This window comes from Brucella pseudogrignonensis, assembly GCF_032190615.1.
GTDB classification, from domain to species: domain Bacteria; phylum Pseudomonadota; class Alphaproteobacteria; order Rhizobiales; family Rhizobiaceae; genus Brucella; species Brucella pseudogrignonensis_B.
The window spans coordinates 1,034,941-1,050,256 of record NZ_JAVLAT010000002.1 but is presented as its reverse complement, the minus strand read 5'-3'; the positions used below and the strand labels follow the sequence as shown (position 1 = coordinate 1,050,256).

The window sequence follows — 15,316 nt, the reverse complement described above, 5'->3', positions numbered from 1 at the left end:
TTTTTTAGCTTGGGAAAGCTGTCTGTTATTCACGATGAGCAGCAGCCATTCTATTTTTGATTAAAATGGATTTATTATTCTATTTCAACTGAAAAATGGAATGCTTTATCATTTTATGACTGACGTTTTGTTCCGACAGTAACGGCGAGGGTGATCGCGAGGCAAAGTGTGGCGGAAAGCGAGCGGAATGCGCCGAAGTCCACTTCCGAAACCAGTAGAGATTGCTGAGCGAATTTGCTCATTGGACTAACAATTGTATCGGTAATGGCAACAACATCGATACCGCGGTCGCTGGCATTTTCCACCATTGCAATGGTTTCAGGCGAGTATGGCGAAAAGGAAATGGCAAGAAGCACATCGCCTTTACGGATAGCGTGCTGGTTCTCTAATTTGCCGACAGTGCTGTGGAGCATCGCAGGAACCTGCATCTTTTCAAGCGCGTAAGCCAGATAGCTCGCAACCGGAAATGCACGCCGAACGCCGATGATGTGGATGGTTTCCGCCGTTGCCAGTAGCTCGACGGCTTTCTCAAGTGCCTCCGGCTCAATGGTCTTTAGCAGACTTTCAAGTGACGTGCGGCCAGCCTCGGCAAACTCTGCCAAAAGGGCAGGCGCGCTTCCAGCCGCCGTTTCACGCAAATGTTCAAGCCGCGTGGAATAATCGGGCCAACCGCCAGCATAAGAGTCGCGGAAAATCTTCTGCATTTCCGAAAAGCCGGAAAAACCCATTATCTGACAAAAGCGCATGAAAGCTGAGCTTTGAACGCCTGCACCCTCGGCCATTTCCGCGACCGTCGAAACAGCGATACGGTCCTGATTGGCTGCAACAAAATCGGCGCATTGTCTGAGGCGTTTTGGCAATCGGTCTGCGACGTCGAGCAGTCTCGCCTCAAATTCTTTGACACTTGTTGGCGCTGGCACATTGGCGGAAGCTTCGTCTTGTGCGGAAACAGCTTGTTCGGTGTCCATTGCCATCCTTTCAGAAACGGTCTCTTGACATCCTATATATCACAATCTAGCAAAATAGAATAAATATTCCATTGCGCTTTGTTTCTTCCGAATAGTCGGGAATCGCGCAAAACGGAATAACGAAACTGTTTTGTTGGTCAACCGAGGATGACCGTTTTGGGAGGATGAAGGCAATGGTTACACGTCTTGCTCTACTCGGTGCTGGCCGTATTGGTAAGGTTCATGCGAGCGCAATTGCTTCCGACAAGCGTGCGAAGCTGATCGCGGTGGCGGATGCCAATCACGACGCGGCACGCGCCATTGCTGATGCTGCTGGCGCGGAGGTGCGCACCATCGACGAGATTGAACAGTCGTCTGATGTTGATGCGGTGCTAATTTGCACACCAACCAACACCCATGCCGATCTGATTGAGCGTTTTTCGCGCGCAGGAAAAGCCGTGTTTTGCGAAAAGCCGATTGATCTCAATATTGAGCGCGTGCGTGCATGTCTCGCTGTCATCAAGGAAACCGGCGGCAAGGTGATGCTCGGCTTCAATCGCCGCTTTGACCCACATTTTGTGGCTGTTCGCAAGGCGATTGATGATGGTCGGATTGGCAAGGTTGAGATGGTCTCCATCACCAGTCGCGATCCAGGCGCACCGCCCGCAGAATATATCAAGGTTTCGGGCGGCATCTTTCGCGACATGACGATCCATGATTTTGACATGGCGCGTTTTTTGTTGGGCGAAGAAATTGCAACCGTATCGGCCTCGGCGTCGGTTCTTGTCGATCCTAAGATTGGTGAACTTGGCGACTTTGACAGCGCCAGCGTGCTCCTGACCACAGCATCTGGTCGCCAGTGTGTGATTTCCAATTCGCGTCGGGCTTCCTATGGTTACGACCAGCGCATCGAAGTGCATGGGTCGGAAGGTGCAGTGTCTGCTGAAAATCAGCGACCGGTTTCTATCGAAGTTGCATCGAAAGACGGCTATACACGCCCGCCGCTGCACGATTTCTTCATGACACGCTATACGGATGCTTATGCGGCTGAGATTGCCGCGTTCATTGATGCGATTGATGGCGGCAAAGCGCCTTCACCGTCGGCAGAAGATGGTTTGCAGGCTTTGGCGCTTGCGGAAGCGGCACTTCTCTCAATCAAGGAAGGCCGTGCTGTGAAAGTTGCGGAAGTTCTCATTTAACCGCTCATTTTCGTTTGCCTTTTTCTGCAATCAGTTGCGATATGCGGAGTATGGCTTATGAATTTGACACCTTGCCGCTCGATGAGTTTTTTGTGCCTGTGGCAAATGCCACGGCTGCATTAACCAGGCTCGACGAGCGGCTTACCGGATCACCTATTCGCGACGGAATGATAGAGCGTATGCATATGCATGACGCTGTTGCCTCCATGTGGCTTGAGGGGGAACTTGTCCATCTGGAAGATCTGATTTTGCATGATGCTGTGATGGATACGCGTATGCCGAGCCAAGCGCTAACCATTGCGCATTCCGTTTTGCGTCTTCGTCGGCAAATTGCTGGACGCGCAGCAGGCTGGGCATTGAGTAGCTCAGGCATCCAGCAATTGCTTGGTCGCAATGTCGACATTCAAGTCGAACCTGTGAAGCAATATGATCAACCGGAGGAGGGGGAACCCGACGCACTTCTGGATGATATCGATGCGCTGCTTGCGCGAACGGATGCACTTTTGAAAGGCATTGTTCAGGAGAAACCTAAGCCTCAGCCCGTCGAAATTGATCCGCTGTTGAATGATGAGGACTGGAATGAGGATGAGCGTTTGCAGCAGTGGCGCGACATTTTTGAAAAGTCTGCTTATTTGCCTTCATTAATGCGTGCTGCAATCATGTATGATGCGTGGTTTGATATTGAGGTGGTGCAGCGTTCCTCATGGGTAGGGCGCTTGCTTGCTGCCGCTTATCTGCGTCAGTCTGGTATAGCTTCTTCACATTTGCCGGCACTGAGCATCGGATTGCGAACCAAAAGGCCTGATGAACGCCGCTCGCCAAACCGTCTGGTTCGTTTTAAAACCTTTTTTTCTGCGATTGAGGATGGTGTTGAGACAGTGATGAAAGAGCATGACCGTTTGATGTTGGCGCGAGAACAAATGCAGCGCAAACTAAAGGGGCGTCGCTCCAATTCCCGCTTGCCACAACTCGTGGATATGATTATGCGCAGTCCGCTTGTCTCGAGCCCAATGGTCGAAAAGGAGCTTGATGTCACGCCACAGGGAGCACTCAAGTTGATCACTGAACTTAATCTTCGGGAGATCACCGGGCGTGGTCGTTTCCGCGCCTGGGGCGTTCTTTAGAGCGCGTTTCGATCTGATTTTATCAGATCGGCGCTCTATGCATTTGTTTGACGCACATCCTGGTCCGAAAACCGGTTCCCACTTTTCGGGATGTGCTTTAACTCATTTGTTCATGCAATGATTGCGCAGATGCGTTGCAAACAGCTGGTATTCATTGCGCCTCGCTGTTTTGGCGCGCCAAACTAAAGCGAGGGAACGATAATTGTTTTGCCCTTCATAAGGAACGATACTGAGTTCGCTGCCACGGGTAATGCCTGCTTTGATTGCGACTTCTGGTAGAAGTGTTACGCCCATTCCGAATTCCACAAGCTGCACCAGTGTCATGATGCTTGTTGCATGTACATCTCCACCCGTTTGGGCGGGCTTTGAACCGATGGCAGCCATAACGTGTTCACGCAGACAATGGCCGCTTTCGAGCAACAAAAAGGGCTGATCCTGGAGATCGCTGGCATCAACATGGTCGCGATTGGCCAATGCATGATCACGACGTACTGCGAGAAAGAACGGATCCTTGCCAATTTCCGCAACTTCAAAGTCATCAAGGTCATAGGGGTGGGCAACAAGCGCTACATCAAGAGATCCAGAGCGCAAACTGTCGAGCAGCGTGCGTGTTAAGCCCTCGCGAACGCTCAATTGCAGTTCTGGAAAAGCCTCAGCAGTCGCGGGCAGAACCTTGGGTAGAAGAAACGGTGCGATGGACGGAATGACGCCGAGCCGCAAACGTGTTGTCAAAGGACGCTCTGCCTGACGTGCGTGTTCTGGTAGCTCTTCGATTGAGGCAACAATTTCCTGCGCACGATTGAGAAAATCCTCTCCCGCCGGCAGCAGTTGCATGCGTCGCCCATTGCGGTCAATCAAGGTCACGCCAACTTCAGCTTCCAGTGTTTGAATAGCAGCACTGAGAGTTGATTGCGTGACACCCACCGTCTCCGCCGCCCGCGAAAAAGAGCCCGCTTTAACAAGCGCGATAAAATAGTGGAGTTGGCGAACACTGATATTGAGCATAGGCTTTAACGTACTTATCTCCATCGTTAAAATCGATGGAATTGATCGCTTTAATCGCTTTGACCGATTGAATTAGAGCGCCTATATATGAATCGCAAGCAGAGAATTCTGAAACTTCTGAATTTCCTGCATAACAACGAATTTACAGGCAGGTATGAGATGCTCGGTATCGGTGACAAGCTCCCTTCTTTCAAAGTAACCGGCGTTAAGCCCGGCTTCAACTTCCATGAAGAAAACGGCGTTTCGGCTTTTGAGGAAATTACTGAAGCAAGCTTCGACGGCAAGTGGAAGGTTATCTTCTTCTACCCTAAGGACTTCACGTTCGTTTGCCCCACGGAAATCGCAGAATTCGCACGTCTGGCTTCGGATTTCGAAGACCGTGATGCAGTTGTTCTTGGCGGCTCGACTGACAATGAATTCGTCAAGCTCGCATGGCGCCGCGATCACAAGGATCTCGACAAGCTGCCAATCTGGTCGTTTGCTGACACTAACGGCTCTCTTGTCGATGGCCTCGGCGTCCGTTCACCAGATGGCGTGGCTTATCGCTACACCTTTGTTGTCGATCCGGACAACACGATCCAGCACGTTTACGCAACCAACCTCAATGTTGGCCGTGCACCGAAGGACACGCTGCGCGTTCTCGATGCTTTGCAGACAGATGAGCTTTGCCCATGCAACCGCGAAGTCGGTGGCGAAACGCTTAAGGCTGCCTAATCAGCTTAAATTATCTGATATGAGGCGGGTTGAGGCCCGCCTTTTGTTTATTCAGAACTGACAGTCAAAGAGGGTTCCATGTCCATTGATGATCTGAAGTCTAAAATCCCGGATTTCGCGAAAGATGTTCGTCTCAATCTTTCGTCTATAGCGAGCGATGAAACGCTCACGCCACAGCAGAAATACGGGCTGTTTGTTGCCTGTGGTATTGCTACACGCAATGCCGATCTACGCAAAGCGCTGGTTGCTGAAGCGGCCAGTAAGGTCGATGCTGCGGTGGTGCAAGCTGCAAAATCTGCTGCTTCCATTATGGGCATGAACAATGTTTATTATCGCTTCGTGCACCTTGCCACGAACAAGGACTATCGCACCATGCCAGCCAAACTGCGTATGAATGTGATAGGCAATCCGGGCGTCGACAAGGTTGATTTTGAGTTGTGGTCGCTGGCCGTTTCGTCAATCAACGGCTGCGGCATGTGCATCGACGCGCACGAAGATGTACTGCGCAAGGCAGGCGTATCAACCGAAGTGATTCAGACCGCTGCGCGCTTCGCGTCGATCATTCAGTCAGTAGCGATCGCTCTGGAAGCTGCTGACAGCGAATAAGTTTTTAGTGTTAAAAGAAAAGCCCGCGTGGATTGATCCACGCGGGCTTTTTTGTTCGGTATTTAGTTTGTCTTATTCGCCACGCTTGAACGAGATGAATGCAAAGCCGATCAGCGAAACGATAGCCGCAGCCGTCATGTAATAGCCAACATAGGCGAAGCTATAATGCGTTGCGAGCCATGTTGCGATGTAAGGTGCGACCGATGCGCCGAGAATGCCTGCCAGATTGAAGGTCAGTGAAGCGCCAGTATAGCGAACCGAAGTGGGAAATGGTTCTGCAAGAGCTGCACCAATTGGACCATAGGTCAGCCCCATCAGGCCGAAGCCAATGATGAGAAATGCAAGGACACCTGCTGTCCCGCTGAGGAAGAGTGGCGCCATGATGAAGCCGTAGAGACCGATAAGGACCGTGACGACGATCATCACTGGGCGCATACCGTATTTGTCGGAAAGCAGGGCTGCAACCGGAATGGTGAGGCCGAAGAAGATCACGCCGACCATCTGCAGGATAAGGAACTCTTCGCGACTATAACCTAACGCACGTGTACCCCAACCAAGCGAAAATACGGTCATAAGATAGAACAGAACGAAGGTTGCTACAGCGCCGATAGTGCCCAGAAAGAGGCTCGTCTTATGCTTTTTGAAAAGCGTTGCAACCGGAACTTCAACGCGTTCAGCCTTGTCGATAGCCTTCTGGAATTCTGGTGTTTCAGCAATCTTCAAGCGGATGAAGAGGCCGACGCCAACCAGCAGGGCACTCGCGATGAAAGGAATACGCCAGCCGAACGACATAAACTGTTCTTCAGTCAGGAGTTCAGCAAGAACCAGGAAGATACCCGTTGCAAGGATGAAGCCAACAGGCGCACCGAGCTGCGGGAACATACCGTACCAGGTGCGTTTGCCTTCCGGTGCATTTTCGGTTGCGAGCAAAACTGCACCGCCCCATTCGCCACCAAGGCCAAGACCCTGACCCAGACGGCAGAGTGCGAGCAGGAGAGCTGCCCATACGCCAATGGATTCATAGGTTGGCAGGAAACCGATTGCGACTGTGGAAATACCCATGGTCATCAGTGCTGCAACGAGCGTTGCCTTGCGGCCAACCTTATCGCCGAAATGGCCAAACAACGCGCCACCAATCGGGCGTGCGAAGAAGGCGATAGCGAAAGTTGCTAAAGACTGGAGCAGCGCCGAGTTACCGTCACTTGCTGGGAAGAACAGGTGCGGGAAAACGATTACCGCGGCGGTAGCATAAATATAAAAGTCGAAGAATTCGATTGTTGTGCCGATCATACTCGCGGCCAGAACGCGGCGCGCAGAATTTTTCTTCGGAACAACTGCTTGAGCTACAGTCATTGTTTCTTATCCATATTTGTGGGCTGAAATTGTGGGGAAAGCCCGAGATACTGCCTTCTTAGTGCCACAAAACACGAAACCGCAAGCTTAAAAGGGCTTTTGCGTAATTTTCCAATTTCGAATGTGCTCTTTTCGAAACAAAATGAACCCATAGCACCGCTTGAGCTAAAAGAGCGGAGAATTTAATTGCCCTAAACTGAAACACAGAACACGGAATCACAAGGATCGCGCAGACGTTTTTGACACAGAAATATTGGTCTGAGTTTTCGTAAAATTCTATGCGTTTATCTGTGATTGCAAGTCATCACATCTGCTTTGCTTTATCATCAATGAAAAAATTGAAGATGCAATTTGCCGTGACGTAATGCGCGATCAGCTTCGAGATTTAAATGAGAGGCTCGTTACCCCCAGTTCTCGATGCGGATTTTCGATCCGTCCGAGAAGCGCGAGAGATGGAACGGCGAGGGATCGACAACCGGCGTTTCGCCGCTGACCATATCGGCGACCAATCGTCCCGCACCGGGGCCGATGCCAAAGCCATGGCCTGAAAAGCCGGTGGCAACAATCAACCCGTCAATGCCGGGCAGGGGTGAGATAACCGGAATGACGTCCGGCATCGTATCAATCAGACCTGCCCATTCCTGTGCAATGGTTGCGGATGCAAAAGATGGGATGGCAGCTTTCAGTTTGGCCAGCACTGCTGCATTCGCTGCCCGGTGCGGTTCGGGATCGAGTGTTCGAATTTTTTCAAACACTGAGATCTGATCTGCCGGACGGAGTTTCCACTGGAAAGCTTCTTCAAAAAAGCGTTCGCCGATACGGAAACGCAGAGATTTCCATTCGGTTGACAGCGACGGAATGAAGTCGCGGAAGAAGCGGAAACTGTCAGGCACAATGTCGGCAATAGAGCCGCCAAGGCTCGCAACCGTATAACCACCATCAAGTCGCTTGCGCAGTGCGAAGTCCGAAAAGGCGATTGCAGGTTCAACGCCACTCTCGATGGGCGAGGTGCGGAAGACAGACGAGCGCACTTTGAGTTGCGGCAGATGGGCATCAAACGACGATATAATCAGCCGTGACCAGGCGCCGCCAGCAACAACAATCGCTTCGCAAGCCACGCGGCCTTTTTCAGTCAGGACGGCTGACACACGTCCATTGGTGGTTTCGATCCCGCGCACGGCGCAATTTTGCAGAATGACAGCACCGAGTTCCTGCGCCTTTGCGGCAAAAGCAGGTACTGCCTTTTGCGGCTCCGCACGGCCATCGAGCGGCGTGATCATGCCACCTTTGAGTGGACGTGTCAGTCCCGGCACAAGATTTGCCGCCTGCTGGCCGTTCAGAAGTTGGGTTTCGATCCCGTGCTCGCTGGCAATCCTGATCCACTCTGCGTAGCGCTCGACTTCCTCTTCCTTCTCGGCAGTGTAGGCAATGCCGGTAACACGAAATCCGGTTTCGCGCCCCACACGTTCATTCATGCCGTCCCAGAGATGCATACTTTCGACAATCAACGGCATTTCACGGCTGTCGCGCCCGGTCCTACGGCACCAGCCCCAGTTGCGACTGGATTGCTCGCCTGCAATTTCACCCTTTTCAAAAAGGGCAACAGGAATACCGCGCTCCGCCAGAAAAAGTGCTGTCGATACCCCGATCACACCACCGCCGATAATGGCGACCTTCGTTTCCTGTGGCAAACGCTCAGCGGTTGCCACTTTGTCGGTGATCGGCCCCATGATCAAACTCCTGCAATGCGAATATCAAATTCTGATGTGAGCAACATTGCGCGATTTGCGAGCTGCTTCAACTGGATAGTGCAGCAAACTATTGCGTTTTAAAACGTGTTTCGGCAAATGCTTGATGCATTTGGTCGGGTTTTATTGGCAAAGTCGTCCAAGTGCATTTATATGCGGATTGTTGATAACAGGACTCTCGGCCTCATCTATGGATGCACGCACTCTGCAGGACACGAAGCTTGAAAATGAAAATGCTCTGGCACTAACCCTTTCGGGAGTTGGTCGGCAGTTTGGAACCGTGCGCGCATTGGATAACATATCGCTGGATGTGCAGTCCGGTGAGATCATTTGTCTGGTCGGGCATTCAGGTTGCGGCAAGACTTCGCTGTTGCGGATTATTGCTGGCATTGATGCACCTGATGAAGGCGAGCTTACGATGAGCGGACGAACGCTTGTAGGCCCATCAATCTTCGTTGAACCGGAAAAGCGGAACATCGGTGTGGTTTTTCAGGACTATGCGCTGTTTCCACATCTGACCGTGCGTGAAAATGTGCTGTTTGGTCTGCGCAAAGGGCGCAGGGAACAAGCGCTCACCCGTGTCGAAGAATTGCTGAAACTGGTCGGGCTCTCTTCTATGGCGGATCGTTATCCGCATATGCTGTCGGGTGGCGAGCAGCAGCGTGTGGCGCTCATCCGGGCTCTGGCACCAAAGCCTGATCTTCTGTTGATGGATGAGCCATTCTCCAATTTGGACCGTGGTTTGCGCGCGCGTGTGCGTGGCGAGACGATGGCGCTGTTGCGAGCACTCGGCACGCCGGTTATTATCGTGACGCATGAAGCGGAAGAAGCGCTTTCAACGGGCGACCGCGTTGTTCTGATGCGCTCTGGCAAGATTGTGCAGCAAGGTTCCGCCCGTGATCTCCATAACCGCCCGAACTCTCGCTATGCAGCCGATTTCTTTTGCGATTTCAATTCTCTGGAAGGAATTGTTCGTGATAATTCAATTGAAACCCAATTGGGTTCTTTTGATGTGCCAGGCCATCTTAATAGTGTCGGTGAAGTTCTCGTTTATATCCGACCGCGCGATATTAAAATTTTGCCGGACGACCAAGCCAGTGGTTTGAGTGGACAAATCGAGACGCGAATCTACCTTGGTGAAACGGAAGAAATCTTGATCCGCTTAAATGGTATCGAAGAGTCTTTGCGCGTTCGCACAGACCAGCATGTAGCTGTGGAAGCGTCATCTGTTTTCCTCGGTGTTGATTGGAGTAAAGCACTAATTTTTAGAAAAAGTGAGTAAATAAGTCATATTTATTCGCCCGTGCAATTGACCCTGCAAAATCGAGTTCATATAGTCCGATTGCATACCATATAGTTCCAAATGAACCATATTTCGGAGGTAAAATGCCCAAGATCGCGCGTGCTGGACTTGCACTCATGGCTGCGACTTTTCTCTCAGGTGCTGCAAATGCAAATGAGGTGAATATCTACACAACCCGTGAGCCAGGCCTTATCCAGCCTTTGCTCGATGCCTATAAGGAAAAGACGGGCACGACCGTCAACACGGTTTTCCTAAAGGATGGTCTCGCTGAACGTGTAGCGTCTGAGGGCGATAAGTCTCCTGCCGATATTCTGATGACCGTTGATGCTGGCAATCTGGTTGATCTCGTCGACAAAGGATTGACCCAAAAAGTCGATTCGCAGGCTCTCAAGGACGCAATTCCTGAGCAACTCCGTGATGCCGATGGCAACTGGTTCGGCCTGTCGATGCGCGCACGCGTAATTTACGCCGATAAGGATTTGGAGCTCGACAAGATCACCTATGAAGAATTGGCTGATCCTAAGTGGAAGGGCAAGATCTGCATTCGCGCTGGTCAGCATCCTTACAACACGGCACTGATCGCGGATTACATTGCGCATAATGGTGCAGAAAAAACCGAAGAATGGCTCACTGGCCTGAAAGCTAATCTGGCACGCAAGGCAGCCGGTGGTGATCGTGATGGCGCCAAGGATATCGTCGGTGGTATCTGCGATATCGCAGTTGCTAACTCCTATTATGTTGGTCTGATGCGCTCAGGTAAAAGTGGTGACGAACAAAAGACATGGGGCGACGGAATCAAAGTTATCCTGCCGACCTTTGCGAATGGCGGCACGCAGGTAAATATCAGCGGTGCTGCTGTTGCCAAGAACGCGCCAAACAAGGAAGAAGCCGTGAAGCTTCTTGAATATCTTGCTTCGGATGACGCACAGAAGCTATACGCTCAGGCGAACTACGAATACCCGGTAAAGGCAGGCGTTTCTGTTGATCCTATCGTCGAATCCTTCGGCGAACTTAAGATTGACACGGTGCCGCTTTCGGAAATCGTCAAGCATCGCAAGCAGGCCAGCGAACTGGTCGACAAAGTCGGCTTTGATAACTAAAAGCTGAATATTCGAGGAAAAATGATGCCGGTGCAAAACCATTGCGCCGGCGTTTTAATATGAAGGTCGACCAGAGTGCCGGAACCTGTGCAAGTCGCATCATCATCCCTGCCTTACCGTAGCCGTTCGGGGCGAGGCTGGTTGTGGCTTTCAGGATTGATTGCGCTGCTCGTCTGCTTGCCAGTTCTGGCACTGGTTATCGAAGCGTTTCGCGGCTCATCTGGCCTGTGGAGCCATCTTTTTTCAACGATTTTCGCATCAGCTTTTACTGATACGATCATTCTTCTGACCGGCGTCGGGCTTATAACTGCATTTGTCGGTACGTCTGCAGCATGGCTGGTGACAGCCTATGATTTTCGCGGGCGCGGTGTGCTGGAATGGGCGCTTTTGCTGCCTTTAGCAGTGCCGACCTATATAGTCGCCTATGCCTATCTTGATATTTTGCATCCAATTGGGCCGTTACAAAGCGCAATCCGTTTCATGCTGGGTTATGAAACACCGCGCCAGTTCCGCTTGCCTGATATAAGATCGATGACGGGCTGCATCGTTCTGCTCGGCTTTGTGCTTTATCCCTATGTCTATATTCCAACGCGTGCAATGTTTCTCACGCAGTCAGCAAGCCTGATTGAAGCTGCGCGCACATTGGGCGTCAGCCGACGCAGCATATTCTGGCGCGTTGCACTGCCACTCGCAAGGCCTGCGGTGGCTATTGGCGTCAGTCTCGCGCTGATGGAAACACTCAACGATGTCGGCGCTGCCGAATTTCTCGGTGTTCGAACGCTGACTGTTTCGATTTACACGACATGGGTCACGCGTTTCGACTTGCCGGGAGCCGCACAGCTTGCTCTGGCACTTTTATTGCTTGTTGTAGCACTCGTTTCAATTGAGCGATGGGCAAGGCGCAAACAACGCTTCTCGTCCAATATTCGTCATTCACGCGGTTTCGAACCGCTGAAGGTCGGTGGTTTAAAAGGCATATGGCTGTTCATCGCCTGCCTTACTCCAATCATGATCGGCTTTATCTTGCCTGCGACTTATCTGGTCATCGAGGCCGTTAAGCGAATGCGTTTTGCGGGCATATCTCCGCGACTTGCCGGAGAAGCGTTCAACACCGTCATGCTGGCTTCCGTCGCCACCATTCTGGTGTTGTTGTTTGGCATGATGGTTGCCTATGCGATGCGGCTTTTTCCGGGTGCGGCCTCACGTTGGTTCTATCGTTTTTCGACCATGGGGTACGCAGCGCCTGGAACCGTAATTGCTATTGGTATTATGATTGTTTCAGGCGCCGCTGATCGTTTCTTCGGAGAGCTTTTTAACACTCTTTTCGGTATGTCCACGGGCTTGCTGATGATTGGTTCGGGAGCGGCGATCATTTATGCCTATGTCGCCCGCTTTTTGGCTATATCAGCGGGTGGCATTGATGCGGGACTGGAGCGTATTCCACAATCGCTTGATCATGCGTCACGCACACTTGGGCGAGGGGTGACAGCAACTTTCTGTCAGGTGCATCTACCGCTATCAAAAACGGCTATTGTTGCAGCTGGTCTGCTCGTTTTCGTTGATTGCGTAAAAGAGTTACCAGCAACTCTTCTACTGCGCCCGCTCAATATTGAGACCTTTGCTACGCATCTTTATGGCGAGGCCGCGCGCGGAACCTATGAAGAGGCGTCCGTCGCAGCATTGGCAATTGTAGCAGTTGGCATTTTGCCGGTTATTCTCCTTTCGCGGGTTGGTCGTCATTTAAATAACTCTCGCAGGTGATTGCATAAGTTCTGCAATATCAAATTGTTACAATGTCGTTATGGTTCGCGACTTTAACATGATGCGCGGCATGATTGCCGAATGTGCGGAAAATCCAAAAAATGCTGATCTATCAAGGGCTTTGATGAGTCTAAGATCTGTCGCTGAGCGCAGATTACTGAATGATTTCAACACGATATTTCGCGTGAACGCAATAATATGTGACTGTATTATAGGCCCAATTCCATGCTTCTACCACAATGCGAAAGCTCAATGGTCACAATTGAAACAAGACCGCGCAAGCTGACATGCAAATGGCCACGAAGGTCACCGTCAGGTTCGCGGAAGGAATGGAATAATGGAATCTATGCTCAACACGCAACAATGGCTCCCAGTCGAGTTGCTGAACATTGGTTTGGCCGCAGCCGTTTTCTTTGCTTGTCTCGTGCTTTCGCTGTGGAAGGCTGTCTTTGACGAACTCAACCCGGTTTTTTGGCGCCGTACGGCTGCTGTTCTGTGGGCTGGTGTTGTTATCGTAGCGCTGAGCACAGGTATTGAAAGCTTCAACTGGCCGCAGATCATTGGCTGGACGATGATCGCTGGTGGCGTGATCGCAACAGCAGCCCGCACTGGCATAAGCTATTATCGCCAGTATTCGGCGCATAATGTTCGCCGGACCAAGTTCTCGAACGCGCGCTTTTCGGGCCCGCGTACTTCTGGACGGTAATCGCGATGTTTGCAAAGACTTCTCAAATGCCTTTGCGGCAACACCGTCCAAATAGCTTGCGCTCGTTTTTTATCCGCGCTTTTGGTTCTGCACGATTCCGTAAATGTTCGTAGAGCGCGTGCCTGAACGACAGTAGCCCAGAATTGGGCCCTCGGCTTCGGCAAGTGCCGAGGCCATTTCATCAACGTTTTGCTGAGTTAACTGTCCGCCAATGACCGGTATATAATAGGTCTTGATACCAGCCTTTTCGGCTACCTTTGCGACTTCTTCAAAAGTTGGTTGGTCCGGTCCTTCCTCGCCATCTGGACGATTACAGATGATCGTCTGAAAGCCTTCAGCCGCTATATCGCGCACGTCATCGGGCGAGATTTGTCCGGTCACTGAGTAATTGTCATCGATTTGACGAATATCCATCTTGGCACCTGAGAAATGAACGTGTTTATTCGAAATCTTCGTCGTGGTCCGACGTATGATTTGCTTTTGTATAGCTCTCTAAGAGATGCCATCGCAAGCTCAAGCCTTGCTCCTTTGTCGATAACGAATTTAAGTTAGAAAAGTTTTCATCGCCTCTTGAAAAGAAAAATGCATTTCCCAATTGAGGGAGAGTGTACCGGGCCCCTCTGGCGGTTTTCCAAACCGTGATGTCGGACACGTCGAGCAAGCTCGAGGTCAGCCCGGTAATCACCAGCCGACCTTGTTAGATTTGAACAGAGGTCGAAATGGAACTCTTTACATCACTTTTTATGGGAACACCTGTCTGGATGTGGCTAGTGTTCATTGGAATCGTTCTGGCATTGCTGGTGCTCGATCTGGGAGTCTTCAACAAGGAAGACCACGAGATCGAAATCGGCGAAAGCCTCAAAATGTCCGCGTTCTATATCACACTTGGATTGGCCTTTTCCGGCTTTGTCTGGTGGCAGATGAGCGGCGAAGCGACAGCACAATATCTAACGGCATTTGTGGTCGAAAAAACGCTGGCTCTGGACAATATTTTTGTCATCGCTTTGATTTTCAGCTTCTTTGCCATCCCTCGCAAGTATCAGCACCGTGTTCTCTTCTGGGGTATTCTTGGTGTCATTGTATTGCGCGGTATTATGATTGGCCTTGGCGCTACCATTGTCGCCAATTACCACTGGGTACTCTACATCTTTGCCGTCTTCCTTATCGTTACGGGCATAAAGATGCTTTTTTCAGGCGAAGATTCTGAGCCAGATATGAGCCGCAATCCGTTGCTCCGTTTCGCACGCAAGCGCATGCGTATTACGGACGAGTTGCACGGCAATGCATTTTTCGTGCGATTGAAAGATAGTGCTACGGGCAAGACAGTTCGGTTTGCTACGCCACTGTTTTTGGCACTGATCATGATCGAAGTTGCAGACTTGATCTTTGCTGTAGATTCGGTTCCGGCAGTATTTACGATTACAACTGATCCGTTCATCGTCTACACATCGAACATTTTTGCGATTCTTGGCCTCAGAGCTTTGTTTTTCGCGCTGTCGGCTATTTTGCATCGCTTCGCATATTTAAAATATGCGCTATCGATCTTGCTGATCTTCATTGGTTCTAAAATGTTTATTGCCGATTTGATGGGTTGGGAAAAATTTCCACCGTCATGGTCGCTCGGTATTACATTTGCGATCCTTGGAGCAGGTATCGTGATATCACTTGCGAAAACAAAAGGTCTGGCCGAAAAGACTCATACTGAGCTGAACTAATTCTACATTTCGGGGTGCCTGCATACGCAACTCTG

General features: G+C 51.0%; 14 protein-coding genes. 9 read left to right on the top strand and 5 right to left on the bottom strand.

Going from position 1 to position 15,316, the window contains the following annotated elements; all coding sequences use genetic code 11:
• Nucleotides 1-113: 113 nt before the first annotated feature.
• On the bottom strand, nucleotides 114-968 hold the full coding sequence (locus RI570_RS16180) for a MurR/RpiR family transcriptional regulator (protein WP_313829634.1): 855 nt from the start codon (nucleotides 966-968) through the stop codon (nucleotides 114-116).
• Between the two features lie 173 nt (nucleotides 969-1,141).
• Here RI570_RS16180 and iolG point away from each other — a divergent pair, with 173 nt between their 5' ends.
• Both iolG and RI570_RS16170 read left to right on the top strand, forming a co-directional pair.
• Nucleotides 1,142-2,146: an inositol 2-dehydrogenase gene (gene iolG, locus RI570_RS16175; protein ID WP_313829632.1), complete on the top strand. Its 1,005-nt coding sequence runs from the start codon at nucleotides 1,142-1,144 to the stop codon at nucleotides 2,144-2,146.
• Nucleotides 2,147-2,196: 50 nt separating this feature from the next.
• Nucleotides 2,197-3,270 carry an RHE_PE00001 family protein gene (locus RI570_RS16170; RefSeq protein ID WP_313829630.1) on the top strand — a complete coding sequence of 358 codons (1,074 nt, stop codon included), beginning with the start codon at nucleotides 2,197-2,199 and terminating at the stop codon, nucleotides 3,268-3,270.
• 102 nt (nucleotides 3,271-3,372) lie between these two features.
• Here the strand turns inward: RI570_RS16170 and RI570_RS16165 are convergent, their stop codons facing one another.
• The gene (locus RI570_RS16165) at nucleotides 3,373-4,275 is read right to left on the bottom strand and encodes a hydrogen peroxide-inducible genes activator (protein WP_313830075.1); all 903 of its coding nucleotides are present in this window, start codon (nucleotides 4,273-4,275) and stop codon (nucleotides 3,373-3,375) included.
• Between the two features lie 159 nt (nucleotides 4,276-4,434).
• Between RI570_RS16165 and RI570_RS16160 the strand changes: the two genes are divergently transcribed.
• Nucleotides 4,435-4,989 (top strand): peroxiredoxin, encoded by a 555-nt coding sequence (locus tag RI570_RS16160; protein ID WP_313830074.1) that lies wholly within the window; start codon nucleotides 4,435-4,437, stop codon nucleotides 4,987-4,989.
• A gap of 78 nt (nucleotides 4,990-5,067) precedes the next feature.
• Nucleotides 5,068-5,595 carry a carboxymuconolactone decarboxylase family protein gene (locus tag RI570_RS16155; protein WP_313829628.1) on the top strand — a complete coding sequence of 176 codons (528 nt, stop codon included), beginning with the start codon at nucleotides 5,068-5,070 and terminating at the stop codon, nucleotides 5,593-5,595.
• 72 nt (nucleotides 5,596-5,667) lie between these two features.
• Here RI570_RS16155 and RI570_RS16150 read toward each other — a convergent pair whose 3' ends face one another.
• Together RI570_RS16150 and RI570_RS16145 are read right to left on the bottom strand one after the other, a co-directional pair.
• Nucleotides 5,668-6,948: an MFS transporter gene (locus tag RI570_RS16150; RefSeq protein WP_313829626.1), complete on the bottom strand. Its 1,281-nt coding sequence runs from the start codon at nucleotides 6,946-6,948 to the stop codon at nucleotides 5,668-5,670.
• 401 nt (nucleotides 6,949-7,349) lie between these two features.
• Nucleotides 7,350-8,678, bottom strand: coding sequence for an FAD-binding oxidoreductase (locus RI570_RS16145; protein ID WP_313829625.1), 1,329 nt, complete (start codon nucleotides 8,676-8,678; stop codon nucleotides 7,350-7,352).
• Between the two features lie 208 nt (nucleotides 8,679-8,886).
• Here RI570_RS16145 and RI570_RS16140 point away from each other — a divergent pair, with 208 nt between their 5' ends.
• The 4 genes from RI570_RS16140 (at nucleotide 8,887) to RI570_RS16125 (ending at nucleotide 13,566) form a co-directional block, all read left to right on the top strand.
• On the top strand, nucleotides 8,887-9,978 hold the full coding sequence (locus RI570_RS16140; protein ID WP_313829624.1) for an ABC transporter ATP-binding protein: 1,092 nt from the start codon (nucleotides 8,887-8,889) through the stop codon (nucleotides 9,976-9,978).
• A 104-nt stretch (nucleotides 9,979-10,082) separates the two neighbouring features.
• The gene (locus RI570_RS16135; RefSeq protein WP_313829622.1) at nucleotides 10,083-11,099 is read left to right on the top strand and encodes a Fe(3+) ABC transporter substrate-binding protein; all 1,017 of its coding nucleotides are present in this window, start codon (nucleotides 10,083-10,085) and stop codon (nucleotides 11,097-11,099) included.
• Between the two features lie 75 nt (nucleotides 11,100-11,174).
• Entirely contained in the window at nucleotides 11,175-12,860 is a 1,686-nt protein-coding gene (locus tag RI570_RS16130) for an iron ABC transporter permease (protein WP_313829621.1), read from the top strand.
• A 337-nt stretch (nucleotides 12,861-13,197) separates the two neighbouring features.
• Nucleotides 13,198-13,566, top strand: coding sequence for a hypothetical protein (locus RI570_RS16125; protein WP_313829619.1), 369 nt, complete (start codon nucleotides 13,198-13,200; stop codon nucleotides 13,564-13,566).
• A 69-nt stretch (nucleotides 13,567-13,635) separates the two neighbouring features.
• Here the strand turns inward: RI570_RS16125 and RI570_RS16120 are convergent, their stop codons facing one another.
• Nucleotides 13,636-13,980, bottom strand: coding sequence for a TIGR01244 family sulfur transferase (locus RI570_RS16120; RefSeq protein ID WP_313829617.1), 345 nt, complete (start codon nucleotides 13,978-13,980; stop codon nucleotides 13,636-13,638).
• Between the two features lie 305 nt (nucleotides 13,981-14,285).
• Here RI570_RS16120 and RI570_RS16115 point away from each other — a divergent pair, with 305 nt between their 5' ends.
• On the top strand, nucleotides 14,286-15,281 hold the full coding sequence (locus RI570_RS16115) for a TerC family protein (protein WP_313829615.1): 996 nt from the start codon (nucleotides 14,286-14,288) through the stop codon (nucleotides 15,279-15,281).
• Nucleotides 15,282-15,316: the final 35 nt, after the last annotated feature.